Origin of the sequence: Enterobacter cloacae complex sp. CARB60 (assembly GCF_036487345.1) — a bacterium.
In the GTDB taxonomy this organism is placed as follows: domain Bacteria; phylum Pseudomonadota; class Gammaproteobacteria; order Enterobacterales; family Enterobacteriaceae; genus Enterobacter; species Enterobacter asburiae_D.
The window spans coordinates 3274159-3298508 of record NZ_JAZKLC010000002.1 but is presented as its reverse complement, the minus strand read 5'-3'; the positions used below and the strand labels follow the sequence as shown (position 1 = coordinate 3298508).

The 24350-nt window shown below is 55.1% G+C and carries 23 protein-coding genes; 8 read left to right on the top strand and 15 right to left on the bottom strand.

From position 1 onward, the window contains the following. From V4835_RS16885 to V4835_RS16870, 4 genes are all read right to left on the bottom strand, one after another. A complete protein-coding gene (locus V4835_RS16885) occupies nt 1-990 on the bottom strand; it encodes a fimbrial protein (RefSeq protein WP_063143101.1) in 990 nt (329 codons plus the stop codon). Next, on the bottom strand, nt 977-3556 hold the full coding sequence (locus V4835_RS16880) for a fimbria/pilus outer membrane usher protein (protein ID WP_331412941.1): 2580 nt from the start codon (nt 3554-3556) through the stop codon (nt 977-979). The genes V4835_RS16885 and V4835_RS16880 overlap by 14 nt, the downstream gene beginning before the upstream one ends. Before the next feature lie 27 nt (nt 3557-3583). Beyond that, the gene (locus V4835_RS16875) at nt 3584-4258 is read right to left on the bottom strand and encodes a fimbrial biogenesis chaperone (RefSeq protein ID WP_331412940.1); all 675 of its coding nucleotides are present in this window, start codon (nt 4256-4258) and stop codon (nt 3584-3586) included. 68 nt (nt 4259-4326) lie between these two features. Beyond that, a complete protein-coding gene (locus tag V4835_RS16870; RefSeq protein WP_063143099.1) occupies nt 4327-4863 on the bottom strand; it encodes a fimbrial protein in 537 nt (178 codons plus the stop codon). Nucleotides 4864-5119: 256 nt separating this feature from the next. On the opposite strand from V4835_RS16870, the gene ybiB reads away from it, so the two are divergent. Then, nucleotides 5120-6082, top strand: a complete 963-nt coding sequence (gene ybiB, locus V4835_RS16865; RefSeq protein ID WP_063143098.1) for a DNA-binding protein YbiB — start codon at nt 5120-5122, stop codon at nt 6080-6082. Between the two features lie 117 nt (nt 6083-6199). Here ybiB and ybiJ read toward each other — a convergent pair whose 3' ends face one another. The 3 genes from ybiJ to mcbA all read right to left on the bottom strand — a co-directional run bounded on the left by ybiJ (nt 6200) and on the right by mcbA (nt 7401). Next, nucleotides 6200-6460, bottom strand: coding sequence for a DUF1471 family protein YbiJ (gene ybiJ, locus V4835_RS16860; RefSeq protein ID WP_023310874.1), 261 nt, complete (start codon nt 6458-6460; stop codon nt 6200-6202). Nucleotides 6461-6745: 285 nt separating this feature from the next. After that, a complete protein-coding gene (locus tag V4835_RS16855) occupies nt 6746-7012 on the bottom strand; it encodes a DksA/TraR family C4-type zinc finger protein (protein ID WP_331412939.1) in 267 nt (88 codons plus the stop codon). A gap of 122 nt (nt 7013-7134) precedes the next feature. Then, nucleotides 7135-7401: a DUF1471 family periplasmic protein McbA gene (mcbA, locus tag V4835_RS16850; RefSeq protein ID WP_331412938.1), complete on the bottom strand. Its 267-nt coding sequence runs from the start codon at nt 7399-7401 to the stop codon at nt 7135-7137. Between the two features lie 243 nt (nt 7402-7644). Here mcbA and rlmF point away from each other — a divergent pair, with 243 nt between their 5' ends. Next, nucleotides 7645-8556, top strand: coding sequence for a 23S rRNA (adenine(1618)-N(6))-methyltransferase RlmF (rlmF, locus tag V4835_RS16845; RefSeq protein ID WP_063143096.1), 912 nt, complete (start codon nt 7645-7647; stop codon nt 8554-8556). 45 nt (nt 8557-8601) lie between these two features. Here the strand turns inward: rlmF and ybiO are convergent, their stop codons facing one another. The 6 genes from ybiO to rhtA all read right to left on the bottom strand — a co-directional run bounded on the left by ybiO (nt 8602) and on the right by rhtA (nt 15200). Further along, complete coding sequence (gene ybiO / locus V4835_RS16840) at nt 8602-10815, bottom strand: mechanosensitive channel protein (protein ID WP_331412936.1); 2214 nt, start codon at nt 10813-10815, stop codon at nt 8602-8604. A gap of 125 nt (nt 10816-10940) precedes the next feature. Further along, nucleotides 10941-11663: a glutamine ABC transporter ATP-binding protein GlnQ gene (gene glnQ / locus V4835_RS16835; protein WP_023310879.1), complete on the bottom strand. Its 723-nt coding sequence runs from the start codon at nt 11661-11663 to the stop codon at nt 10941-10943. Beyond that, nucleotides 11660-12319: a glutamine ABC transporter permease GlnP gene (glnP, locus tag V4835_RS16830; RefSeq protein ID WP_010428919.1), complete on the bottom strand. Its 660-nt coding sequence runs from the start codon at nt 12317-12319 to the stop codon at nt 11660-11662. The genes glnQ and glnP overlap by 4 nt, the downstream gene beginning before the upstream one ends. A gap of 84 nt (nt 12320-12403) precedes the next feature. Continuing rightward, nucleotides 12404-13147, bottom strand: a complete 744-nt coding sequence (gene glnH, locus V4835_RS16825; protein WP_023310880.1) for a glutamine ABC transporter substrate-binding protein GlnH — start codon at nt 13145-13147, stop codon at nt 12404-12406. A gap of 362 nt (nt 13148-13509) precedes the next feature. Beyond that, nucleotides 13510-14013: a DNA starvation/stationary phase protection protein Dps gene (gene dps, locus V4835_RS16820; RefSeq protein ID WP_010428924.1), complete on the bottom strand. Its 504-nt coding sequence runs from the start codon at nt 14011-14013 to the stop codon at nt 13510-13512. A gap of 299 nt (nt 14014-14312) precedes the next feature. Next, nucleotides 14313-15200, bottom strand: a complete 888-nt coding sequence (gene rhtA, locus V4835_RS16815) for a threonine/homoserine exporter RhtA (protein ID WP_331412933.1) — start codon at nt 15198-15200, stop codon at nt 14313-14315. 354 nt (nt 15201-15554) lie between these two features. Between rhtA and ompX the strand changes: the two genes are divergently transcribed. Continuing rightward, nucleotides 15555-16073, top strand: a complete 519-nt coding sequence (gene ompX / locus V4835_RS16810) for an outer membrane protein OmpX (protein ID WP_024908709.1) — start codon at nt 15555-15557, stop codon at nt 16071-16073. 163 nt (nt 16074-16236) lie between these two features. Here ompX and V4835_RS16805 read toward each other — a convergent pair whose 3' ends face one another. Continuing rightward, on the bottom strand, nt 16237-17820 hold the full coding sequence (locus V4835_RS16805; protein ID WP_331412932.1) for a phosphoethanolamine transferase: 1584 nt from the start codon (nt 17818-17820) through the stop codon (nt 16237-16239). Nucleotides 17821-18103: 283 nt separating this feature from the next. After that, complete coding sequence (gene mntS / locus V4835_RS16800; RefSeq protein ID WP_014831181.1) at nt 18104-18232, bottom strand: manganase accumulation protein MntS; 129 nt, start codon at nt 18230-18232, stop codon at nt 18104-18106. Between the two features lie 183 nt (nt 18233-18415). Here mntS and mntR point away from each other — a divergent pair, with 183 nt between their 5' ends. The 5 genes from mntR (at nt 18416) to V4835_RS16775 (ending at nt 24282) form a co-directional block, all read left to right on the top strand. After that, a complete protein-coding gene (gene mntR / locus V4835_RS16795) occupies nt 18416-18889 on the top strand; it encodes a manganese-binding transcriptional regulator MntR (RefSeq protein ID WP_023335001.1) in 474 nt (157 codons plus the stop codon). After that, nucleotides 18886-19995 (top strand): anion transporter, encoded by a 1110-nt coding sequence (locus V4835_RS16790; protein ID WP_331412931.1) that lies wholly within the window; start codon nt 18886-18888, stop codon nt 19993-19995. Before mntR ends, V4835_RS16790 begins: the two co-directional genes overlap by 4 nt. 101 nt (nt 19996-20096) lie before the next feature. Then, a complete protein-coding gene (locus V4835_RS16785; RefSeq protein WP_331412929.1) occupies nt 20097-21191 on the top strand; it encodes an HlyD family secretion protein in 1095 nt (364 codons plus the stop codon). Then, on the top strand, nt 21188-22759 hold the full coding sequence (locus V4835_RS16780) for a DHA2 family efflux MFS transporter permease subunit (protein ID WP_063143090.1): 1572 nt from the start codon (nt 21188-21190) through the stop codon (nt 22757-22759). The genes V4835_RS16785 and V4835_RS16780 overlap by 4 nt, the downstream gene beginning before the upstream one ends. After that, on the top strand, nt 22759-24282 hold the full coding sequence (locus tag V4835_RS16775) for an efflux transporter outer membrane subunit (RefSeq protein ID WP_331412928.1): 1524 nt from the start codon (nt 22759-22761) through the stop codon (nt 24280-24282). Before V4835_RS16780 ends, V4835_RS16775 begins: the two co-directional genes overlap by 1 nt. Nucleotides 24283-24350 lie beyond the last annotated feature (68 nt).

Here is a 24350-nt window from a genome sequence, read left to right as displayed (position 1 = left end):
TCACTTATAGGCAAGAGTGATCGTCGCGACGGTGTTGGCAGGTCCTGGCGTCACTACATCGCTGACCTGTTCATAGCGAACCTCAAACGGTATGGTCATCGTTTCGTTGGCGATGGTTTCGCTGCGGGTATTAACGTAGGTGTCAAAGGTGGCAATGTTGTCGTCAAATAACATTCTGACGCCGACGCCCTTTGCCATCCCGGTTTGCTGAGTTAGTTTGATTACCCCCTCGAATGCGGTGTCGTACCCGTTTGAACTGGTGATTTTCACTTCTGGCTGCACGGCGCTATCGCAATTAACTGTGACGTTAAAGTTTTGGGCTGGGGTAGATAAGTATCCCACGCCCATAAAATCACTGACGGGAAAATCACCCAGATTAACCGTCAGGTTTTTCGGCAGGACGGAGCAGGTGACCTGATGAAGAATGACGTTGCCGGAATACGAGATATCGTTTGGATCCCCAATTCCTTCATGGCCAAAAACGCCAATACCGAACCGGGTCTGGGCTTGCACCAGCGTGCCAGATGAGACGGTGTCGCTCGTTTTGACCAGCTCAAGCGTGACCTGAAAACTAAACGACTGCGAACCGTCGGAAGAGACGTAGCCAATCGGTGTTCCGCGTGAATCGCACTGCACGCCGCCAGCACCGCTAATACGCTGACCGTCTTCATTCTTCAGTGCCACGCCAATACCCGGCACGCCAGAATCGTATACGCCCTTCAGCCCTGGAATTTCCGCTCCCGAACCGTAGTAACACGAGACAATTTCAAGACCTTTGTCGACGCTTTGATCGCAATTACCGGCAACGTGAACGGTTTGCTCCGTACCGGGGATGGTCTCGCCAACGGACAGCGTTGTCGGCACAGAAATTGACGCGACATTAATCATTTTTGGCATATCCGGCGAGGTACAGGTCGCCTTCGCATGCGGCATAAATAACGCGGCCGTTCCCAGAACCAGTATGAAAAAGCACTGTTTAATCATTTGCATAATCGTTAGCCTGAACGGTGGATCGGTGACACTGCGCGGCAGCGTTAATGATGCTGGTTTTCTCTTTCTCATCCGTTAGCGCATAGTCAGCGACGCAGTGCTCGCTCGCATCCTGTCCCCAGGAGACGGCGAGATGCCCCTGCTGTGGCAGACCCGAGAGGTAGGTCTGACCGTCGTTACCGACAATAAACTCGCTGTCCTTATCCTCCGTGGTCACCGTTGCGCCAAAGGGCAGCGGTTTACCGTTTTGCGTGAGCGTCATCAGCACGCGACTGCCCACGCGGGTATTGAAGCTGGCGCGCACCACGGCACCGCGCGTTGGGGTCACCACCTGCGCCGCGTGCGTCACGTCAGCGTTGTCCGGCAGCGTTTCGGTATCCAGCGCGATGGTGTTGTGGCGATACGCGGTAACAAACGGCACGACGGTATAGCCGCGGAAATCGGTCTCTACGCCCGTCTGGTTAGCAATATGCGTTCCGTGCGTGCCGGGTGCTTTCACCAGCGCGATGGTTTCACCCAGCGGCTGGCTCAGGGTGATCCCGTTCGCATGGGCAACCACGCCGCCCTGCAAACCGACGTTAACGGTCTGCTGATACTTATCCTGACTGACGCCTGCGCTCACTTCGCCATAGGTCGCTTTGTAATCGGCGTTCATGCTGGTCGAATTACCGCTGCCGGTACTGCTCAGCCCCTGCTGGATATTCCAGTTGAGGTTGTCTTCCTTCAGCGCCGTGCCGTTCAGGCCGACATTCTGCGTGGTACCGTCTTTGGTATTGTTCAGGTTGTAGGTGGCCCAGGTGTTATGCATCCAGCGGTCCAGCGGAACGGAGACGCTCAGCGAGAACTCGTTGTCGTTCGTCACCTCATCGCCGTTTTCATCGCTGTCGTTGGTGTTCTTGTTCATGCTGTAGCTCAGGCTGTAGCTCACCCCGTGCCAGCTGTTGTTGTAGCTGACGCTCATGGAGGTCATGTCCTGGTTCTGGCTCCAGTAAGTCTCTTTCACCATGCTCAGGGTGACGGACCCCCAGCCTTCAGGCAGCGTCTGGTCGACGGTGGCCTCGGTTCGGGCGCGGCGCTGCTGGGGGGCAGACCAGTCGTCAGAGCGGGTATATGACTCCATGGTATCTTCCAGGGTGTAAAACCCTTTGCTGTTGTAGCGATAGCCCGCGAGCGAGAAGTTGGTGCCTGAACCGGCAAAATCTTTGCTGTAGCGCACTCGCCAGGACTGGCCCTTGCTGGACTGCTGCTTTTTCAGCAGGGCTTTCGCGCGGGTGACGTCGATGGAGAACGCCCCTAAATCGCCCATGTTTTTCCCGGCGCCGAGCGCCTGGGACTGATAGTGGCTGCTCTGCTGCACGCCGCCATAAGCGGTGAAACCATAGGGCAGGCCGTAGATCGCGCTGCCCTGGGCAAACGGCGTCTTCTCGACGTCGTTGTCGTAAGAACGGTACCGCCCGGCGGTCACGCTGTAGCGCAGGTTTTTTTCGCGCTGCAGTACCGGCACGGAGGCATACGGCACCACGAAATGGCTTTCGCTGCCGTCGGTCTCTTTCACGGTGACCTGCAGATCGCCGCTGCTGCCGGTGGGGTAGAGATCGTTAATTTCAAACGCGCCGGGGGCGACCGTGTTCTGATAAATGACGTAGCCATTCTGGCGAACCATCACCAGCGCGTTACTGTGTGCGGTGCCGCGAATGATTGGTGCATAGCCTTTCTCGCTGTCCGGCAGCATGTCGCTGTCGGATTTAAGCTCCACGCCGGTGTAGGGCACACTGTCAAAAACATCAGAAGGCGAAGAGCTTTGCCCAACGGTGAGATCGCTCTTCATCGCCACGATATCGCGCTGGGCGTAGGTATAAACGGAGGAGAATTTTTGCTGCTCTTCCTTGCCCTGGGTGCTGCGATTCCACGTGGAGTAGTTGCGTACGCGCCAGGCACCGACGTTAAAACCGGGACGCAGGTTAGCGTACTGGCTGCTGTTATCCTGCTCGCCCGGCTGACGCGCGCGGCTCTGGCTGGCGGTTGCGCTGTAGTTGAGAATGCCTGCGTTGATCCCCTCGTCGAATTCTTTCGGGTCGATATAGCCGCGTGGAACCTGGCCCAGGGCCAGTTGAGGAATACTGAGCAGCAGCTGCTGATTGCGAACGTGAAACGATGCGGAGGCTGCAGGGATGGCGGTTAAATCAGCGCACCGGCCTTTTGCCATCAGCGCCGGATATTTTTGGGTTTTGATCCCAAGGCTTTTTAAATCGCTCAGGCTAAAGCAGGGCTGAAGTGAACTGCTGCCGTGTGAATCTTTTTGCAATGTGAACGTGACGTCGCGGGTATCAATTTTATTGTTATTAATAAAAATGGCGACCTGATATTTACCCGGTGCCTGCCCTGGCCCTTTTTCGTAAACCGACAGATCGGTCTTACCCTGTTGCGGGTTATCAATATCCAGCAGCGCCGGGTTAAAATAATCATCAGCCATAACCTGCTGCGCAAAGATCGCCAGTGCCAGGCCACAGAGAATGACCAGCAGTGATGAAATTCGACAGGTGAACGGCTTTTTATGGCTGTACATGATTATAGTAATTGTCCGCGCGTGATATTAGTGGACTGATTTCGACCAGGTCTGGCTGATGCTGCCGTAATCCGTAATAATGGAATACGCCACAGTGGAGCCGCTGACGTTGCCAGGTAAGGCAAAATGCGTTTCCGTTTCCGGTATTGCCCATGTGGCTTTATCCACTTTCTGGCCGTTCAGCGTCACCTTCTGGAAATTCATGTAAAAAGGCGTTGGGTTATTGACGACCAAATCGTTGCCCTCGCGATGCCACTCAAGTTTATTGGCGACATCTTCCGGTTTGCCTTTAACTGCGGATGGGCGATACAACAATTTAATGCGCGTATTAATGGCAATTTGCAGGGTATTCATCCCGTCAACGTGCTTTGACGAAGGGATGGCTTTGATATTCAGCCAGTACAAGGACTCACGGTCTTCCGGCAAATTACCGCCGGTGCGTACCACGCGCAGAACGTTATCCTCTTTCGCATCAAGGCGAAAAAGAGGGGGGGTGATCAGGAAAGGGGCTTTGGCCAGGTTTTTACCGCCAGAGTCGACCCAGGACTGTACCAGATAATCCGTTGTATCCGGGTTTGAAAGACCAAGAGACGATTCCTTTTTATCTCCCTGGTAGACCAGACGTGTGCCATTAATAATGACACCTGCATGTGCAGCGGCGGCCGCCAGTAAAAGCGTGCTCAGTAAATAACCGTGGCGCATAAATATTTCTCAATAATAGAAGAGATATTAACGCGTATAAACGCGTTAATATCTCAGGATTGATAATATCAGTTATAGATAACGGTGAAGGTCGAAACGGAGTTAGCCGGACCTGCGGTGATCGCGGCTCCGGTTTGAATATAACGAGCACCGAATATCAGATCGTTTACCGCCGTACCGGAGGCTAACGGATATTGCTGAGAAGGGGTATATAGACTCACCGGCTGCTCAGAAGCGTCAACCAGCTGAATGGCTACACCCGTTGCCGCATCCGCATCCGGCGTTAATGCCAGCGTCGCGTTGTTATTCGCATCCGGCGTTCCGCCGAAGTTAATCGCGGCGGAGGTAACGGTTTCCGGACAGTTTTTTAACTGAATATCGAACTTCGTTAACGTGCTGGTAGAGCCCGCACCGGTAAATACCGTTTTAGAGACTTTGCCTAACGGAACGTTTAACGGGTTACTTAACCCATTAACCACCTGGCACGCTGAATCAATAATTTCTCCGGTGAAATTGATCTGTCCTTCACCGTTTGTTGCCGCAAATGCGGATGCAGAACATCCTACTGCTGCGGCGATAAATAAACCTAAAGCAACCTTGTTCATAGTGAATCCTGGTATGTGACGGGTGCGAACGTTGCCTGGACGTTTTCACCGTTGACCCTTGAAGACTTTCCGCTGGTTATTTAATCAAAAAATGTATGGCTAAGAATCTTCTATAGAAATCACAAATAATTGAAAAATTGCTTGTGTTTATTTTTTTTCATTAAAACAGCGCGTTGGGTTAGGGGATAAAACACTAACGGCCAGGCAATCATCAGGGCTATATTGTTAACAAGATGATGCTGTCAGGAGAGAAGTCGTGGATTACCGCAAAATTATCAAAGAAGTAGGACGCGGGAAAAATCATGCCCGCGATCTGGACCATGAAACCGCGCGTGCGCTTTATACCCGTATGCTTGAGGGCGACGTCCCCGACCTGGAGATGGGGGGCATTCTGATCGCGCTGCGTATCAAAGGGGAAGGTGAGGCGGAGATGCGCGGGTTCTATGAAGCCATGCAGGCGCAAACGCTGCGCTTAACGCCGCCCGTGGCAAAGCCGATGCCGATCGTAATCCCGAGCTACAACGGCGCGCGCAAGCAGGCAAATTTAACCCCGCTGCTCGCTATCTTATTACACAAGCTGGGGTTTCCGGTGGTGGTGCACGGCGTAAGCGAAGATCCCACCCGCGTGCTGACGGAGACCATTTTCGGGATGCTGGGCATCGAGCCAACGCGCCATGCCGGTCAGGCGCAGGCGAAGCTGGATGGTCATCAGCCTGTTTATATCCCGGTCGGCACACTCTGCCCGCCGCTGGAAAAGCAGCTCGATATGCGCTGGCGCATGGGCGTGCGTAACAGCGCGCACACGCTGGCGAAACTGGCCACGCCGTTTGGCGAAGATGCCGCCCTGCGTCTCTCCAGCGTTTCGCACCCGGAATACGTGGCGCGCGTGGGGCAATTCTTTGAGGCTATTGGCGGAAGGGCGTTACTGATGCACGGCACGGAGGGCGAGGTTTATGCGAACCCGCAGCGCTGTCCGCAGGTGATGCTGATCGATTCTGCAGGTACGCGCGCCGTTCTGGAACGCGGGGAAGAGAATGCCGGTGTGATATTGCCTGAGGCAAAAGATCCCCATACTACGGCCCACTGGATTGAGCAGTGCCTTGCCGGAAATGTTCCTGTTCCGCATTCGATCAAGCTGCAGATGGCCTGCTGTTTGCTGGCAACCGGAGAAGTGGGATCCGTCCAGGCCGGGCTTGAACGCGTGGCGCAGGCGTTTTAGACAAAAAAAAAGCCCGTCCAGTGGCGGACGGGCAAGCAAGGGTAACAACAACAGGGTCAATGAGGGTGGAGCAGCTCACCAGAGGGTATGGCGAGGGTACAGCATTCATTCAGACGATTATTTGTAGATAACCGCGGTACCGCTCAGCTTGTTATTGCCGTTAGCGGAGGTAATGGTGTATCCGCTTGCACCTGCAGCAGCGGCTTTCTCAGCCAGTTTAGCTTCCAGGCCGTCCAGCGTGGTGGCGCCATCAGCACTAACCACACCGACTTTGTTCATGTTCTGTGCCTGGGTAGAAGAGACAGGCTCTACGGCGAAAGCGCCGAAAGACAGAGCGGACAGGGCAACAGCAGCTACAGCATATTTGATGGTTTTCATAATTAATCTCTCGCAGGTGTTTCTGTTAAGGGGACGATGTTCCGTCGATGTGATAAGTATCACGGTTTTTCGCGAGTGATAAAATCGAAGAGAATTGACGTGGTTGCTCAAAAAAATTGAATGACAAATAACTTATTGAATATTAATAAATTCAAAGCACCGCTTTACACTTCTTGCGGATGCGCTTTACAGAAGCGATATGAAGGGCACTTTTTGCTACGCGTCTGGCTAAAAACCGTGAGCGTAAAGGAACGCGCGGGTTCGGTTAGCTTTGGTAAAGCAAAGTCAACGTAACTGGCTGTCTTTCGAACCTCTGCGATTATATCCCGAGTGTGATACATTTCTTGAATCTTTATGCTGCTGGCACGTAATGCAAAGCCGTACGCCGGGAATGGCTTTTCGTCGCGCATCCGGAATGGGTTCTCCGCATTCTTCGCATTCCGTTAAGCTTTCGCCGCGCGGAATTTCACCGCGGGCACGCGCAACCGCATCTTCAATTGTACTGTTGATCTGTTCGTTAACAGCGTCGTCATTTGCCCAGCCGGAAGCCATAGCGTCCTCCTGATATCGGTTTAGGCCATACGTTTACTATGGGGTTAAAAAATGAACAATCAAGGCGAAGGGAGAAGAGAACTGCACCCGTTGGGCAGATGCAGTCTTGTGGAAGAGACAGGTTATTTATAAATGGTCGCAGTGCCGTACATATGGTTATCACCGCCAGCGGAGTTCACCACGAATCCTTTTGCGCCTTCCTGACGGGCTTTTCCGGCGAGCTTAGCCTGGAGATCGTCAAGGTTACTGGCACGGCTTACCGAAACGGTGCCCGCAGGACGTAGCTGGCTCGTATCGGTACTCTGGGTCAGTGACTGAACGGCCATGGCAGAGAAGGACGCGGTCGCCAGGGCGGCTGCGATAACAGCAAGGGTCAGGTACTTTTTCATAATCACATCCTCATGAGGAAACAACAGGTGATTCCCTTTAAGTTTAGAAGCCTGACGAATGTGACTTAGCGCAAATATTTGATGATGATCTGCTTATTTTTTGAACGATTTAAATTGACAATCCGCTGACGGATCATAGACATAGAGGTATTTGATTTGTGGCGATTTTTTGAGCGTCGCAGAGAAAGATTTACCGCTGGGCCAGCAAAGGGTATCTTACGCCGCTGTTTAAAGGAGAATGCCATGACTGCCCAAAAGCCGGGATTGCACCCGCGAAATCGCCACCGCAGCCGCTACGACATGAACGCGTTATGCCTGAGCTGCCCGCCGCTGCAGGACTACCTGGTTCAGACCCCAGCGGGTGAGCCCTCGGTCAACTTTGCTGACCCGCAGGCGGTTAAAATGCTGAACAAAGCCCTGCTGGCGCATTTTTACGGTGTAGCTCACTGGGATATTCCGGAAGGCTTTCTCTGTCCCCCTGTGCCGGGCCGCGCTGATTACGTTCATCACCTTGCCGACCTTCTTGCCGAAGGCAATGAGGGTGTCGTTCCACAGCAGGCCACCATTCTGGATATTGGCACCGGGGCAAACCTGATTTACCCGCTGATCGGCGCGCACGAATATCAGTGGCGCTTTACCGGAAGCGAAATCGGTGACGAGGCCTTTGGCAGCGCCCAGGCGATTATCAGCGCTAACCCGGGATTAAGCCGCGCCATTCGCCTGCGTCGTCAGAAAGACGCGGCGTCGATCTTCAACGGCATTATTCACAAAAACGAAAGCTATGACGCCACGATGTGCAATCCGCCGTTCCACGATTCGGCGGCATCGGCCCGCGCGGGCAGCGAGCGCAAGCGCCGTAACCTGGGCCAGGCTGAGGATGCCGCCCTGAACTTCGGTGGTCAGCAGCAGGAGCTCTGGTGTGAAGGGGGCGAAGTGGCGTTTATCCTGCGCATGATTGCGGAAAGCAAACAGTTTGGCCGTCAGGTGAAGTGGTTCACGACGCTGGTTTCCCGGGGGGATAACCTGCCACCGCTCTATCGCGCGCTGACCGAAGCGGGTGCCGTAAAAGTGGTGAAAAAAGAGATGGCGCAGGGCCAGAAACAGAGCCGCTTTATCGCATGGACGTTTATGGAAAACAACAAACGTCGCAAATAGCACTCCGTCGTAGGCCGGGTAAGGCGAAGCCGCCACCCGGCTCGGTTACAGCGTCGGCTCCTGCGGAGGGAGCGGCGAGGCGGGCGGCGGCAATACCTGATAGGTCTGCACGGGCATCCGCACGTTCGCCAGATCAAAGTGTTTTTTCACCATGCTGTCGAGCGCAAAGCGCACCGTCCACTGCTTCAGCGGCTGGGTGGTGAACGACACGCGCAGGGTAAACGCCGTGTTCGTCAGCCCGACGATACCGGCAAATGACGGCTCTCCGATCACCAGCCCGCGAATATCCTCCATCTCCATCAGTTCTTCTACCGCATCGCGCAGCGCCTGCTTCGCCTTGTCCGCATCCTCGTGGCGATCCACATCGTAGTTCGCCACAACGGAACCAATGCCGCGCACAAAGTTGGCGAAGGTGGTGATCGAAGACCAGGGAATGATGTGGTACGCCCCGGTGTCCTGGCGCACGCCGACGGAGCGTATGGACATCCGCTCTACCGTGCCGGTTAACGGCCCGATGGTCACCAGATCCCCCGTGTTCATCCCGTTCTCAAACTGGATAAAGATGCCGGTAATAATATCCTTCACCAGCGTTTGCGAGCCGAAGGAGATGGCCAGCCCCAGGGCACCGGCACCCGCCAGCAGCGGGGCGATATTCACGCCGATTTCCGACAGCACGATCATGATGGTGATGGTGCTGATAATCACCGCCAGCGCGTTGCGGAACAGCGTTAACAGCGTTCTTGCCCGCGCGCTGGGCAGAGGCCTGCCGTGAATATCCGAGACCAGACGGTTCTCAATAAGGCTCGCCAGCAGCGTCCAGCCGACGGCGGAGAAGAACAGGATCAGCGCGATGCGAATCAGGATATCGACCGTTTTTTCACCCGCACCGTTGTGCAGCCAGTTCCAGAAATCAAACAGGCTCCACGCATTCAGGAGCAGCATAACCGCCACGCAGACGGTGAGAATGCGCGCCACTTTGAGCGATACCGACATCCAGCCGTTCACCCGTTTTTGCAGCTCAGGGTAACTACGCTGGACCTGCGGCGACAGGGTGATGGTTTTCGAGATCCATCGCGACAGCAGCCCCGACACAAAGGCCGCGATGCCGATAATGGCGAGGCTTTTGAACGTCGCCCCCATCATAAATTTCAGGCTATTGCCCGGGTCAAACAGCGAGAAGAAGCACAATACGATGAAGTAAGCGCTTGCCAGCCAGTGCCACACCAGGGCGAACGCGCGAATAAAGAGGCTGAAGAACGAGAGGGAGCGATCGGCCAGATTCAGCAGGCTTTGGGTAATGGTTTTTTTATTATGGAAGATAAGATACAGCGACCAGACGGTAATGCAGATCATGATCAGCACGTTTGCCAGGGCGCCAAACTGGACGTTCACCTGGTTGGAGATGATCGGCACGGCAACCAGCAGGCCGTAGCCAATCAGCCCGCTGAGCACGCTCAGACGCAGCGCCCAGTATTTCGCGCTCTCATCGCGAATGGAGAAAGGACGCAGCGCCGGCACGTGCGGACAAAAGAGTAACCGCAGCAGCGCCTTGAAGAACTCAATCAGGGCAAAGGCGTTCAGGAAAAGCGACTGCTGGAAGGCGATGGTTTTGTTGCCTGCATTCAGCCTGTCGGCCAGCATCTGGCCTAAAAACAGCGTCAACGCCAGCAGCAGTAAGTCGATGATAAACGCGGAGGCGATCATCAACGGCAGGTGTAGCCAGCTACTTTTCTGCTGATTTTTCCTGCGCCCCCAATGCCCCATTTTGCGGTACAGCGGCCACGCGCACAGGCGCACCAGCCAGTAAAAAAGAAACACCGCACCCGCCAGCATCAGGAACTGCGTGGCGGCGGCGGTGAACGTTTGCGGGTTAAATGCCTTATGCGGTGAGCCAATCAGGTTGCGGTAAAGCTGAGCGAAGCGCGAGGAGAGCGCTTCCCCATAGTGGCGGCTCACGTCGGTGACGTTTTCCAGCACCGTTTTTTGCTCCTCCACTTGTGGAGGTGTGAGGGTTGGCACCGACGCCTGCGGCGGCGTGGCGGCCACTTTCCGCAGCTGACCAATGAGTTCCTGCCGGGAGGTGTCGTTTTCGAGGACGTCAGCGAGGGCGCTGTAGGCGGCTTTTTTCTGTTCGACATCCGGCTCCGGAGGGGGCGTACTTTGCTGGCTGGCGGTTGTTCCGGTGGTCACTCCGGGGATCGCGACGGCGAACGATGGCGCACTAAACAGGCTTATCAACAGCAACAGGATCCACGGCACGGCGTCCTCCGGTGAAAATGTCGAACAAAATGATAAGTATAGAAGTCGGAGCGAGGAGGGAGATTTTTGGGAACAATCTGGCGTAAAAAAGCCGGGCATGCCCGGCTTACGTGTGAAGCGAACGATCAGGAGACGTGCTGCAGGAACTCCTGCAAACGCTGGCTCGGCGGGTTCGCAATCAGCTCCTGCGGGTTACCGTCTTCCGCGATACGGCCTTTATCAATAAAGATCAGGCGGGATGCCACTTTCTCAGCAAAGCCGATTTCGTGGGTTACGATCACCATCGTCATCCCTTCTTCCGCCAGATCCTGCATGACTTTCAGCACCTCGTGACGCAGCTCCGGGTCGAGTGCGGACGTAGGTTCATCAAACAGCATCATTTTCGGTTTGACCGCCAGGGCGCGGGCAATCGCCACACGCTGCTGTTGACCACCGGACAGCTCGGAAGGGTAGTGGTGCGCACGTTCTGCCAGGCCGACTTTTGCCAGCAGATCTTTTGCCAGCGCTTCCGCCGCCGCTTTGCTGGCACCGCGCACGCGCAGTGGGCCAAACATCACGTTTTCCAGCGCCGTGAGGTGCGGGAACAGGTAGAACTGCTGGAACACCATGCCCGCTTCCTGACGAATCAGACGGTCATCCACTTTCGGGTCATTGACTTTCAGGCCGTCGACGATCAGATCGCCGCTGGTGATCTCTTCCAGCTTGTTAATGCAGCGCAGCAGGGTGGATTTACCGGAGCCGGATGGCCCAATAATCACCACCACTTCACCCTGTTTAATGTTCAGATCAATATTGTGCAGCACCTGGGTTGGGCCAAAGTGCTTGGAAACGTTTTTAAATTCAATCACAGGATTTTCATCCTTCTTTCAAGACGACGCAGAACGAAGCTCAGAACCAGAGTAATGATCAGGTAGACAACGGCTACCGCACTCCAGATTTCCAGCGCGCGGAAGTTGCCAGCAATGATCTCCTGACCCTGACGGGTCAGCTCGGCCACGCCGATAACAATGAACAGCGACGTATCTTTGATGCTGATGATCCACTGGTTACCGAGCGGCGGCAGCATGCGGCGCAGCGCCAGCGGCAGAATAACGTGGCGGATTGTTTCGCGACGAGAAAGACCTAACGCCAGACCGGCTTCACTGAAACCTTTATGAATCGACAGCACCGCACCGCGAGTAATTTCCGCAATATAGGCGCCTGAGTTGATCATAATGGTGACGACGGCTGCGCTGAACGGGTCGATGCGCAGGTCATTGAATGCCATTGGCAGGGCGAAGTAGATGAACATGACCTGCACGACAATAGGCGTGCCGCGGATCACTTCGATGAAAACCAGTGCGATGTGGTTTGCAATCCAGCCGCCGTAGGTGCGAGCGAAACCGGCGACAAGACCGATAATCAACCCACCAACCAGACCCAGGACCGAAATCCACAGGGTCATTTTAGCGCCTTCAAGCAAGAGTGGAATGGCAGGCCAGATGGCGCTCCAGTCAAACTGCATGATAATTTCCTGTTACTGTTACCGTGTTTCAAAAATAGCAGGGGCGAAAGGTCGCCCCCGAGTGAACGTCATTTTTACGTCTTATTATTTAGGCTCGGTACCGAACCATTTTTTGTAGATTTCGTTATAGGTGCCGTTCTCTTTCAGCGTTTTCAGCGCGCCGTTAACTTTCGTGCGCAGGTCGTCGCTGCCTTTCGGGAAGGCAATACCGTACTGCTGTGCTTCCAGAGACTCGCCCACGGCTTTGAACTTGCCGTTGCCCGCTGTTTTGATGAAGTACAGGATGTTAGGCGTGTCGTGCAGAACAGCGTCAGCACGGTTGGTGCCGAGTTCCATGTACGCGTTGTCGATGTTCGGGAACTGACGCAGGTCTTTGGTTTTGATATTTGCTTTCGCGTAATCAACAGAACCGGTGCCGCTCTTCACTGCCACCACTTTGCCGTCGAGATCTTTCACGCTTTTTACGTCGTTATTATCGGCTTTGACCATGACCAGCAGGCCGCTTTTGTAGTAGCCGTCAGAGAAGTCGATCGCTTTTTTACGTTCATCGGTAATGGTGATGCCTGCCAGCGCCAGATCAACGTTCTTGGTTTGCAGTGCCGGGATGATGCCGCTGAAGTCCATCGGCTTCAGGGTGTAATCCAGCTTGAGTTCTTTTGCGACAGCGGCCCACAGATCCACATCAAAACCAACGTATTTATCACCCTGTTTGAATTCAAACGGAACGAACGCCGTGTCGGTCGCCACAACCAGTTTGTCGGCAGCCTGAGAGGACACTGCAAAAGCCAGGGTAAGTGCAGCCAGTGAAACTTTTAATACAGACTTCATAGCATTTCCTTTTATATCCACGGGGCGATCCCCTGCGAGAACAGGTGGCACAATGAAAAAATCGTGCCAACTTTACAAGCTATTGTTTTGCAAAGGGGATGATGTCATGCATTGCACAATAAATGGGGCAATGAGCTTTTATTGCACCAAAGTGGAGCACTGTTTTGGTGCGCTTCGTTTGGCTCAACTGACGGGGAGATATTTAGCGTAAATTCTGACGAAAAAACAATCTTCCGTTAACGGTTGTGTGAAGTGATTATTACATTTCGTTCACTTTTGCAGGTGTGCAGACAAAAACTGTGCACCATAGATGTGCAAAACCCTCACCGGAGGGCGAGGGTTTGATAGAAAATTCGTATGAATTACTCGATGTTAGATTCGATAAACCACAGGAACTGATCCAGGTCGCGGGATGCGGCGGTGAAAATGTCTGCGGTATCTTCGTCTTTGGCTTCGCCAATCGCTTTGCGAACGTCATTGGCCACAATCGCGTAACGGTCCGCCAGCTCTTTCAGGTGATCCTGAACGGTATGGATATCCAGCGGATAACTTTTCAGTGGCGTTTTGCTGTTGATCACCTGCGTGGTACCCAGAGCCACGCCGCCTAACTGAACGGCACGTTCAGCCATCGTATCGAGGTGGGTCACCAGTGCTGTGCGGAAGCCATCCAGCATTTCATGAACGGCAATAAAGTTTGCACCGCGCATATTCCAGTGGGCCTGTTTGGTGATCAGCGAAAGATCGATGAACTGGATCACCTGGCGATTCAGCAACTCAATGGTCGCTTTTTTGTCGCTATCCGATACATCGTTACGGGTATAAAGCAGATTAGACGCTTTCGTTTTCACCAGTTTAGCGGTACTCATAATCTCATATCCTCTTGATGTTTATGTCCCAGGTAATTACGGAACTAAGTATAGCACCGGATTTTTTGTCTGCGGTTTGGCTGTGCCTATCGGTTTAATAGCGAGAAGGAGGTTGAGAATTTAATTACTTGAAATTAATGGATAAATTTAAAATTGATACAGATCAATCTTAATTGCTGAATGGGGATGTAAACGCAGAGGGATATTTCGCAAATAGCGTAAAGTGTGTAAGAAATTATAACGACTGTCGTTCTGGCCTTTATTCTGCATGGCGTGGAAGCCATGCAGAATATATGGCCTTAGCTGATATCAACCTTCTCAACTTTAGGTTCAGGGCGCATGGTGAGCGTCGAGCCCATTGATGCCGCGATAATCGAGCAGAGCGCCAGGGTCTGGGTCAATGTGAGTGTTTCGCCGAGAAACACCATCCCGGAAATGGCGGCTAGCGCAGGCTCCATGCTCATCAGGGTGCCAAATATGCGTGTCGGCAGACGCGTAAGGGCAATCATCTCCAGAGAGTAGGGCAGTGCGGTAGAGAGAATTGCGACCGCCAGCCCGATGGGCATGACGGACCATTGCCATATAGATTCGGTAGCCTGCGCCATGCCGATGGGCACAAAGACGATAGCTGCGATCAGTGACCCCAACGCGACGGTCGCCGGACCGTGCTCTTCTCCTGCACGCTGGCCCGTGAGTATATAGACAGCCCAGCAGGCGCCTGCACCCAGCGCCAGGGCTGCGCCCGTCAGATCGATCTCAGCGACATTCTGGCCCAGGGGAAGCAGGAACCATAACCCCAGAACGGCTAGCACGACCCAGATAAAATCGACCGGACGTCGCGAGGAGAAAAGCGCTACCGCCAGCGGGCCGGTAAACTCCAGCGCGACGGCGATCCCCAGCGGTATCGTCTGAATAGAGAGGTAGAACAGATAGTTCATTGCCCCCAGGGAGAGTCCATAAAACAGCAGGGGTAAACGCTGCTCCTTTTTGAAGCGCAGACGCCAGGGTTTGAAAATGATCACCAGTATCGCCGTGCCCAGCACGATACGCAGGGCTGTCACCCCAGGCGCACCGACCAGCGGAAAAAGTGATTTTGCAAGCGAAGCACCGCTTTGAATGGACAACATGGCAATGAGTATGACTGCGACCGGCAGCCAGACCGACGACGTGCGGGATAACCCAGGCATCCTTTCTCCTGTCAGCTTATGTCAAATGAGGTAAAGGTTGCAGTGTAAAGGAAATAAGCGGCAACGGTTGAGGCGCTGTTGAAAAAAAACCTCGTGAAATCCGTAAAATGGTTAAGCGCTGGTGGATTTATCGCCTGATAGATTAGGAATAATCTGGATGAATGTAACGGCGCATACGCGCACTATGCGCATTTAGTAGTGAAAATTGCATGTGATTTGAAAGAGATAGCTGATGCTGGAAATGTTCTGTTACAGGAAAGGTTTCATTAGACATCACGAATCACAAAGAGTTTCGCAATTTTTTTTGATATATTTATGACTTACGGACTTACTTGAAGCACATTTGAGGTGGTTATGAAAAAAATTGCATGTCTTTCAGCACTGGCCGCTGTACTGGCTGTTTCCGCAGGTACCGCTGTAGCTGCTACTTCTACTGTTACTGGTGGTTACGCTCAGAGCGACTATCAGGGCGTGATGAACAAAGCTAACGGTTTCAACCTGAAGTATCGCTACGAGCAGGATAACAACCCACTGGGCGTGATCGGTTCTTTCACCTACACCGAGAAAGATCGTTCTGAAAACGGCGCATACAACAAAGGCCAGTACTACGGTATCACCGCTGGTCCAGCTTACCGTCTGAATGACTGGGCAAGCATCTACGGTGTTGTAGGTGTTGGCTACGGTAAATTCCAGCAGACCGAAAACCAGGGTCTGAACCGCACTGCAAGCAACAGCGACTACGGTTTCTCCTATGGCGCAGGCCTGCAGTTCAACCCAATCCAGGACGTTGCTCTGGACTTCTCCTATGAGCAGAGCCGTATCCGCAACGTTGACGTTGGCACCTGGATCGCTGGCGTAGGTTACCGCTTCTAATCACTCCGGTGAGCTAATAAAAAATCCGCCCAATGTGGCGGATTTTTTTTTGTGGAAGACAAAAGCAAAACGGCAACCCAAGGTTGCCGTTTTTAGTGTTTATTCCCTCTCCCCGTGGGAGAGGGCCAGGGTGAGGGCATCAGGCCGCACGAGTCGGCAGAGTTTACTTACTCTTAATATCAAAAATATCCGTACCCAGATGGTTATAGTCAACTTTCTGTAATTTGAAGTTGGTAACGTACACTGGGGGAGCTTTCTTGTTAGAGACAAACGGATAAGCATTTTTTATCTGCTCGGTTTTAATCCCCGTCCACTGCGAGAAGAACTGCAGGAAATCGTTAGCTGAACGACGCGCTTTAATAACGCGATGCGTTTTATCATCACTCGACAGCACCATAAACGGCACTTGGAAGTTCTGCTGAAACTTGTCATCGTGCGCCAGGTACTGCACCTCTTTACCACGCTCTTTAAACGCCAGCCCGTGATCCGAGAAATAGACCATGGAGAAGCTTTCGCCCGTATTGCGTAGCTGATCGTACAGCCTGCTCAGCAGGTCGTCGGTTTGCGTCATGGTGTAGAGATAGCAAGACGTCTCTTTGGACTGCACGAACTCCGCGTACTTCCCGCCGGTCCGATCGCAGGCCTGCGGGTGCGACCCCATGAGGTGCAGGACGATCAGCTGAGGCTGGGTGCGCGGGGTGGCGAAGACCTGTGCCGTCATTTTCAACAGCGCTTCGTCTTTGGTGTTTTTGTCGGCTTCAAAGTCGCCGTTCTTCAGGAACTGCACTTCGTCGGCACGCCTGGCGATACTGGCGATGGCCGTATCGTATTCGCCAATCTGTCCCTGATTGGAGAACCACCAGGTCTGATAACCCGCTCGGTTTGCCAGGGTGACAAAATTATCCTGATACTGAGGTTTGCCGTCGACGACCCGGTTAAGCGTCAGGCCAAGCGATTTCTGCGTCGAGCCGCTGGCCGCGACGTAATCGGTAAACAGCGTGCCTTTGACCGAATTGGCAAACGGTGTGTTATCCCAGTGTCCGCCGAAGGCTCCCATTGCATCGCGACGGGCACTTTCGCCAATCACCACCACATAGGTGTGATATTTCGGCTTAACGGCCAGCACGTTCCAGGTGTCTTTCATATTGGAAAGCTCAGCCATGCGGGCCTGTTCGTCGAGGACCTCTTTATTATTTACAACGACGTCTTTCACGAAGCGGAAAACCGGATAGCCGATATTGATGAGCCTGAGCTTACCGTCCCAGGGAATATTCTGGATGGGGGCGACAAAGGCCACGGCAATGCTGAACACCAGACAGAGTATTTCGATCTTACCCCAGGATTTTTTCTCGCCCGGCTGACGGCGAATGGCGATAACGCCCAACGCGAAGATAAAGATCCCGACCACGTAGCTGTACCACGGGAAGATCGTCAGGATCTCCGTCGACTCTTCCATATTGGTCGAGTGCAGCGCCAGCAGGGTATTAAAGTTTGGCGCGCCGTAAGCCTGACCAAACGGGAAATAGAGTGCAGCAACCAGCGAACAGATCCCGATTAACGCCTTTTGCACGCGCGGTGCGGCTCGCCACAGTACATGTAGAACGCAGGTGAACGCAACCGCGTAGAGCAGACTAAAGGGATAACCCAGCGCAAAGTTAATCAGTAATGACTGCAAAAAGTAAAAACCCGTCCACGGGCTTAAGGCCCGGCTGCGGGTCACAACGGTATCTATCAGGGTTACATTCATAGGTCACTATCATGGATGAAAACGCCATGTGCTCACCCTGGCGTCAAGGGTCATAACCTGCCTGACAGTGCGTGGAGAGGGAATGAGGGTCCGCTTCAGCGAGCCGCAAATTGTGCAGGGCTGCAAGAAGATAGTGCGAGCGCTAAATAATATCAACAGTTGCTAAGCAGATGTTTTGCGAAGGGGATTGCAAATCCATAAAAAAGATCGGGAATAAGGCGGCTGGAAGCCAGTTTACAGCGAGATTGTGACGGGAAAATGAAGCGGCGTACCGCAACGCCGCTTAGTGGGAAGGTTTGTCGTCCTGATGCGGTTTGTTGTTAAACATATCGCACAGCATGTTCAACAGCATTAAGCGCACTTTAAAGGGAGAGTGGGTAAACACGGTCATGCACCTCTTGAATTCGTTCATAAGACCTCCTGATTTTTGATCCCTTCGATCCGTGAAGGGTGACTGCATTACATACAGATATAGCACAGGCTATATTGTATAGCTATGGCTATTTCGTTAATTTTTTGTGCTTGTGAAGGGATGGTTTACAATGTGCGCTCTCGATACCGGGCGCTGGAAGCGTCACCCCACTGAGGAAGTACAATGAACCGTCGCGCAGGTAAGCCAACAATGAGGAAAACGACGCAACTGGTGAATGTTGAAGAACATGTCGAAGGTTTTCGCCAGGTCCGTGAAGCGCACCGGCGTGAGCTGATTGACGATTATGTCGAACTCATTTCCGATCTGATCCGCGAGGTCGGGGAAGCGCGTCAGGTCGATATGGCCGCCAGGCTGGGGGTTTCACAGCCAACTGTCGCTAAAATGTTAAAACGCCTGGCCTCCGTGGGCTTAATTGAAATGATCCCCTGGCGCGGTGTTTTTCTGACGCCGGAAGGGGAGAAGCTCGCGCAGGAGAGCCGCGAGCGCCATCAGCTTGTCGAGAATTTTTTACTGGTGCTGGGCGTCAGCCCGGAGATCGCCCGCCGGGATGCGGAAGGAATGGAACACCACGTTAGCGAAGAGACGCTGGTGAAGTTTCGTGAGTTTACGCTGAAATATGGTCCCTCCGCTGAATGAAAATTCCTGGACTGCAGGCCCTGGCACGCGATCGTTTCTTCCATCTCTTATTACTTATTGGCGCAGCGTTAAGCCTCTTTGTGCCGTTTGCCCCACACGCCTGGCCCGCCGCGATTGACTGGCGCACCATCATTACCCTGAGCGGCCTGATGATGCTCACCAAAGGGGTCGAGCTAAGCGGCTATTTTGACGTCCTGGGACGTAAAATGGTGCGCCGCTTTGCCACCGAACGCAGGCTGTCCCTGTTTATGGTGTTCTCCGCCGCGGTGCTGTCGACGTTTCTGACCAACGATGTGGCGCTGTTTATCATCGTGCCCCTCACGCTTACGCTGCGTAAGCTGTGCGAGATCCCGGTAAGCCGCTTGATCATCTTTGAAGCGCTAGCCGTCAATGCAGGCTCACTTCTGACGCCAATCGGCAACCCGCAAAATATCCTTCTCTGGGGACGTTCCGGTCTGTCGTTCGCCGCCTTTACCTGGCAGATGGCCCCTCTGGCGCTGGTGATGATGCTGTCGCTGATGGCGGTGTGCTGGTTTGCGTTTCCTGATAAAAAGCTGCAGTACCACAGTGGAACAACCGGCCCGCAGTGGCAGCCTCGTCTGGTCTGGAGCTGTCTCGGGTTATACATCGTCTTTCTGCTCGCGCTGGAGCTGAAGTATGAGCTGGCGGGCGTCCTGCTCGTTGCCGCAGGGTTTGTCGTCCTGGCGCGTCGCGTGCTGGTGAGCGTGGACTGGACGCTTCTGCTGGTCTTTATGGCGATGTTTATTGATGTGCATCTTCTTATTCAGCTTCCGGTGCTGCAAAACGTGCTGCACAGCGTCAGCACGCTGTCTCAGCCGGGACTGTGGCTGACGGCGATTGGCCTGTCGCAGTTTATCAGCAACGTGCCTTCCACCATTCTGCTGCTCAACTATGTTCCGCCCGATACGCTTCTGGCCTGGGCGGTGAACATCGGCGGGTTTGGGCTGCTGCCCGGTTCGCTGGCAAACCTGATTGCCCTGCGTATGGCCAACGACCGTCGTATCTGGTGGCGTTTCCACATCTGGTCGATTCCAATGCTGGTTTGGGCCGCGGCGATCGGTTTCGGACTATTCCTTCTCATATAGTGCGCAATTTGTCAGTTTTTCCTGGCAAACGTATAGCAACGTCCTAGCTTTAGTGAACGGCATAGTGTGATGCCGCTCACTGACAGGACCGTTGCTGACCTATGGCTGAAGATCAAAACCCGCCTGCTGACGAGCAGGCCAAAAACAATAATGAGCGTAAGCGCCCGGGCAAGAAACCGTTAATTATCCTCGGCATTGTCGTGGTGGTAATGGTCGTCGTGGCGCTGGTCTGGTGGATTTTAACCCGTAACGAAGAGACGACCGACGACGCCTTTACCGACGGTGACGTGGTGACCATTGCCCCCAAAACGGCGGGATACGTCACCGAGCTTCGCGTGCGCGATAACCAGCGCGTGAAGAAAGGGGATCTGCTGGTGGTTATCGATCCGCGTGATACCACCGCGCAGCGCGATCAGGCCCAGGCGCAGCTTGGGCTGGCGCTTGCTCAGCTGCATCAGGCGCAGGCGCAGCTGGCGCTCTCGAAGGTGCAATATCCCGCCCAGCGTGACGAAGCCAAAGCGCAGGTGCTGAAAGCGCAGGCCGATATGGCAAACGCACAGGCGGAGTACCGCCGCCAGCGCGGCGTCGACCCGCGCGCGACCACTCAGCAAAGTATTGATTCTGCGAATGCGCAGCTGCGTAGCGCCCAGGCAGGGCTGGCGAGCGCCCAGGCGCAGCTGGAAGTGGCGGAGCAGGTACAGCTGCAAATCCGCCAGCAGGAAACCAACGTTGAAGCGCGCGAGCGTCAGGTCGATCAGGCTAAAGCGCAGCTGGAAACCGCCAACCTAAACCTCTCTTACACTGAAGTCCGCGCCCCGTTCGACGGCGTTGTTACTAAACGCAACGTGCAGCCCGGCACGCTGGTGCAGGCGGGAACGGCGCTGTTCTCGCTGGTTTCCCCGAACGTGTGGGTGGTTGCGAACTTTAAAGAGTCGCAGCTTGAGCGCATGAAGCCGGGCGACAAGGTCACCGTGTCCGTCGACGCGTGGCCGGATATGGAGCTTGAGGGCCACGTAGACAGTATCCAGCAGGGCAGCGGCTCACGCTTCTCCGCCTTCCCGGCAGAAAATGCCACCGGTAACTTCGTCAAAATTGTGCAGCGCGTGCCGGTCAAAATCGTGATTGATAAAGGCCTCGATCCGAACAAACCGCTGCCGCTGGGGCTGTCGGTTGCACCGAAGGTGACGGTGGAATGACGGATCACAGCCACGACAGCTGGAAACCCGCCAGCAACCCGTGGGCGGTGGCGATTGTCGTCACTCTGGCGGTGTTTATGGAAATTCTGGACACCACCATCGTCAACGTGGCGCTGCCCCACGTGGCGGGTTCGCTCTCGTCCAGCTATGACGAATCCACCTGGGTGTTAACCAGCTATCTGGTCGCGAACGGCATCGTGCTGCCCATCTCGGCGTTTCTGAGCCGGGTGTTTGGCCGCAAGCAGTTCTTCCTGATTTGTATTGTGATGTTCACCGTCTGCTCGTTCCTGTGCGGCATCGCCACGGAGCTGTGGCAGATTATCCTGTTCCGCGTGATGCAGGGCTTCTTTGGCGGTGGGCTACAGCCCACGCAGCAGTCGGTGCTGCTCGACTACTTCAAGCCCGAAGACAGGGGAAAAGCCTTTGGGCTGTCGTCCATCGCCATCATCGTTGCGCCGGTGCTCGGCCCGACGCTGGGGGGCTGGATCACCGACAACTACTCCTGGCGCTGGGTGTTCTTTATCAATATTCCGGTGGGGATTGTGACGGTGCTGGCGATCTACCAGCTGCTGGAAGATCCGCCGTGGGAGAGCAAATCAAAAGAGAAGCTGAGCATCGACTGGACGGGGATCGGCCTGATCGCCTTAGGTCTCGGTTGCCTGCAGGTGATGCTCGACCGGGGAGAAGACGAAGACTGGTTTAACTCGAACTTTACCCGCACTTTCGCGGTATTAACGCTGATCGGCATCATTGGTGCGATTTACTGGCTGATGTATGCCAAAAAGCCGGTGGTGGATCTGCACTGCATGAAGGACCGCAACTTCGCCGTTTCCAGCCTGCTGATGGCCGGTATGGCGATGATCCTCTACGGCAGCTCGGTGGTGATCCCGCAGCTTGCGCAGCAGGACCTGGGCTATACCGCCACCTGGTCCGGGCTGGTGCTGTCGCCCGGGGCGGTGCTGATTGTGTTAACCATTCCGCTGGTGCTGAAGCTGATGCCGGTGGTGCAGACGCGCTGGATTATTGCCTTTGGCTTTACCTGTCTGGCGGTGTCGTTCTTCTGGTCGCGCACGCTGACGCCGGATATCGACTTCGAAACGCTGGTGCTGTTCCGCAGCGCCCAGTCGATTGGGCTGGGGTTCCTGTTTGTGCCGCTGACCACCATTGCCTTTATTTCGATTCCGAGGCGGCTCAACGCCGATGCGGCAGCGCTGTTCACCATGTTCCGTAACGTGGCGGGCTCGATTGGCATATCGCTCTCGACGGCCGCCATTACCGAACGCGCGCAGGCGCACAGCGCGCACCTTGCGTACCACGCCTCGCCCTTTAACGAGCAGTTCCAGCAGGCGATACGCGAAAGCGCGCAGGCAATCCAAAACTTCACCACGCAGGTGGGCGATCCCACCGGCATAGCCACCGGGCGCATGTACCAGACCATGATCGAGCAGTCGCGCATTCTGGCCTACATCGACGTCTTCACCATCCTGAGCGCGGTGGCCTTGTTACTGATTCCGTTTTGTTTGTTGCTCTCGCCGGTTAAGAGCGAGGGGAGTGCAGGAGCACATTGATGATACACAGACGTTTACACCCTCTGATGATAATGATGCTGCTGGTGGGCTGCGCCGTCGGGCCGGACTACCAGCAGCCCGCGCCACCTTCCGTCACGCACTGGAACGATAAAGGCGACAGCGCGGTGAAGTCGCAAACCACCTCCGCCGCGACCAACCCGCGCTGGTGGAAGACCTTCGGCTCGCCGCAGCTCGACAGCCTGGTTGAGCGCGCCATCGCCGGAAACCTGACGCTGCAGCAGACGGTGCTGCGCATCGCCGGGGCGCGTGAACAGATTAACCAGGCGGGCGGGGCGTTTTATCCGTCGGTCAACGGCAATCTGCAGGCAACGCGGCAGCAGCTTGGGCTGGAAGGGGAGCTGAAATCTCACGGCGTTTACGACCAGGTGGATAGCATCGATCCCAACCTGAAAGGCGCGCTGGGGCCGCTGACGCAGCCGATTAATCTCTACCAGGGCAGCTTCGACGCCCAGTGGGAAATCGACCTGTGGGGCAAGGTGCGTCGTCAGGTGGAAGCCGCCGAAGCGCAGCAGAAAGCGGCTATCGAGCAGCGTAACGACGCGCTGGTGTCGCTGGAAGCCGAAGTGGCGCGCGCGTGGCTACAGCTGCGCGGGGCGCAGAGCATTATCGCCACGCTGAACACCCAGATTAAAAGCGCGCAGCAGACGCTGGATCTGACCGAAAGCCGCCAGCGGGGCGGGCTGTCGCCGCAGATGGACGTGGAAAACGCCCGGGCGCAGTTAGGCAATCTTGAAGCACAGCTTCCGCAATATCAGGCGCAGGAGCGGCAGGCGATGAACGGCCTGGCGATCCTGCTCGGCAAGCCGCCGGGGGCGCTGGATGCGGAATTGCAAAGCGTGCAGCCGATGCCTGCCCTGCCGGATATCGTGCAAACGGGCATTCCGTCGACGCTGGCGCGCCGCCGTCCGGACGTGCGCGAAGCGGAGGCGAACCTCCACGCCGCCACGGCGCAAATCGGCGTTTCGGTGGCGGAGCTGTTCCCGAGCTTTACGCTTTCCGGGCAGTTTGGCCTGCGCAACAGCGAAACCAACTGGCTGACCGACTGGAGCAGCCACTTCTACAGCTTCGGCCCGCAGGTCTCTATTCCCATCTTCCAGGGCGGTCGACTGGTCTCCAGCGTGAAGGTGGCGCGCGCGCAGCAGGGTGCGGCGGTGCTGGACTATCGCCAGACGGTGCTGACCGCGCTCGGCGATGTTGAAAACGCGCTGGTGAGCTATCGCACCGACCAGCAGCGTGAAGCGGGTCTCGCAAAAACGATCGACGCCCTGCAAAACGCCTTTGACCTGGCAAGCGACAGCTATCGACAGGGGATTGCCAGCTTTATCGACGTGCTGGACGCCCAGCGTCAGCTGGCGCAGGCCCAGCAGCAGCGCGCACAGGCGCAGGTGCAGAGCGCGCTCGATCTGGTGGCGCTCTACAAGGCGCTCGGCGGCGGCTGGGAGCCGTATCAGCAGGTGCAATTACCGGACTACAGCGTCTTTGGCGACGCCCCGCGCGGATAAATATTCAGAGGATTGGGCAAGAAACGGACAGGAACGCCACATTCGCGATGGCTGAGGGGCGGGTATAA

Excerpts from the sequence above, each read along its gene's own strand:
- mcbA (WP_331412938.1), bottom strand. The coding sequence starts at position 7,401 with ATGAAAAAGTACCTGACCCTTGCTGTTATCGCAGCCGCCCTGGCGACC.
- V4835_RS16790 (WP_331412931.1), top strand. The coding sequence starts at position 18,886 with ATGAAAATTCCTGGACTGCAGGCCCTGGCACGCGATCGTTTCTTCCAT.
- V4835_RS16785 (WP_331412929.1), top strand. The coding sequence starts at position 20,097 with ATGGCTGAAGATCAAAACCCGCCTGCTGACGAGCAGGCCAAAAACAAT.
- mntS (WP_014831181.1), bottom strand. The coding sequence starts at position 18,232 with ATGAACGAATTCAAGAGGTGCATGACCGTGTTTACCCACTCTCCCTTT.
- rhtA (WP_331412933.1), bottom strand. The coding sequence starts at position 15,200 with ATGCCTGGGTTATCCCGCACGTCGTCGGTCTGGCTGCCGGTCGCAGTC.
- V4835_RS16880 (WP_331412941.1), bottom strand. The coding sequence starts at position 3,556 with ATGTACAGCCATAAAAAGCCGTTCACCTGTCGAATTTCATCACTGCTG.
- V4835_RS16780 (WP_063143090.1), top strand. The coding sequence starts at position 21,188 with ATGACGGATCACAGCCACGACAGCTGGAAACCCGCCAGCAACCCGTGG.
- glnP (WP_010428919.1), bottom strand. The coding sequence starts at position 12,319 with ATGCAGTTTGACTGGAGCGCCATCTGGCCTGCCATTCCACTCTTGCTT.
- glnH (WP_023310880.1), bottom strand. The coding sequence starts at position 13,147 with ATGAAGTCTGTATTAAAAGTTTCACTGGCTGCACTTACCCTGGCTTTT.
- V4835_RS16885 (WP_063143101.1), bottom strand. The coding sequence starts at position 990 with ATGCAAATGATTAAACAGTGCTTTTTCATACTGGTTCTGGGAACGGCC.
- V4835_RS16870 (WP_063143099.1), bottom strand. The coding sequence starts at position 4,863 with ATGAACAAGGTTGCTTTAGGTTTATTTATCGCCGCAGCAGTAGGATGT.
- dps (WP_010428924.1), bottom strand. The coding sequence starts at position 14,013 with ATGAGTACCGCTAAACTGGTGAAAACGAAAGCGTCTAATCTGCTTTAT.
- V4835_RS16805 (WP_331412932.1), bottom strand. The coding sequence starts at position 17,820 with ATGAATGTAACCCTGATAGATACCGTTGTGACCCGCAGCCGGGCCTTA.
- rlmF (WP_063143096.1), top strand. The coding sequence starts at position 7,645 with ATGACTGCCCAAAAGCCGGGATTGCACCCGCGAAATCGCCACCGCAGC.
- ybiJ (WP_023310874.1), bottom strand. The coding sequence starts at position 6,460 with ATGAAAACCATCAAATATGCTGTAGCTGCTGTTGCCCTGTCCGCTCTG.
- V4835_RS16775 (WP_331412928.1), top strand. The coding sequence starts at position 22,759 with ATGATACACAGACGTTTACACCCTCTGATGATAATGATGCTGCTGGTG.
- ompX (WP_024908709.1), top strand. The coding sequence starts at position 15,555 with ATGAAAAAAATTGCATGTCTTTCAGCACTGGCCGCTGTACTGGCTGTT.
- mntR (WP_023335001.1), top strand. The coding sequence starts at position 18,416 with ATGAACCGTCGCGCAGGTAAGCCAACAATGAGGAAAACGACGCAACTG.
- V4835_RS16855 (WP_331412939.1), bottom strand. The coding sequence starts at position 7,012 with ATGGCTTCCGGCTGGGCAAATGACGACGCTGTTAACGAACAGATCAAC.
- V4835_RS16875 (WP_331412940.1), bottom strand. The coding sequence starts at position 4,258 with ATGCGCCACGGTTATTTACTGAGCACGCTTTTACTGGCGGCCGCCGCT.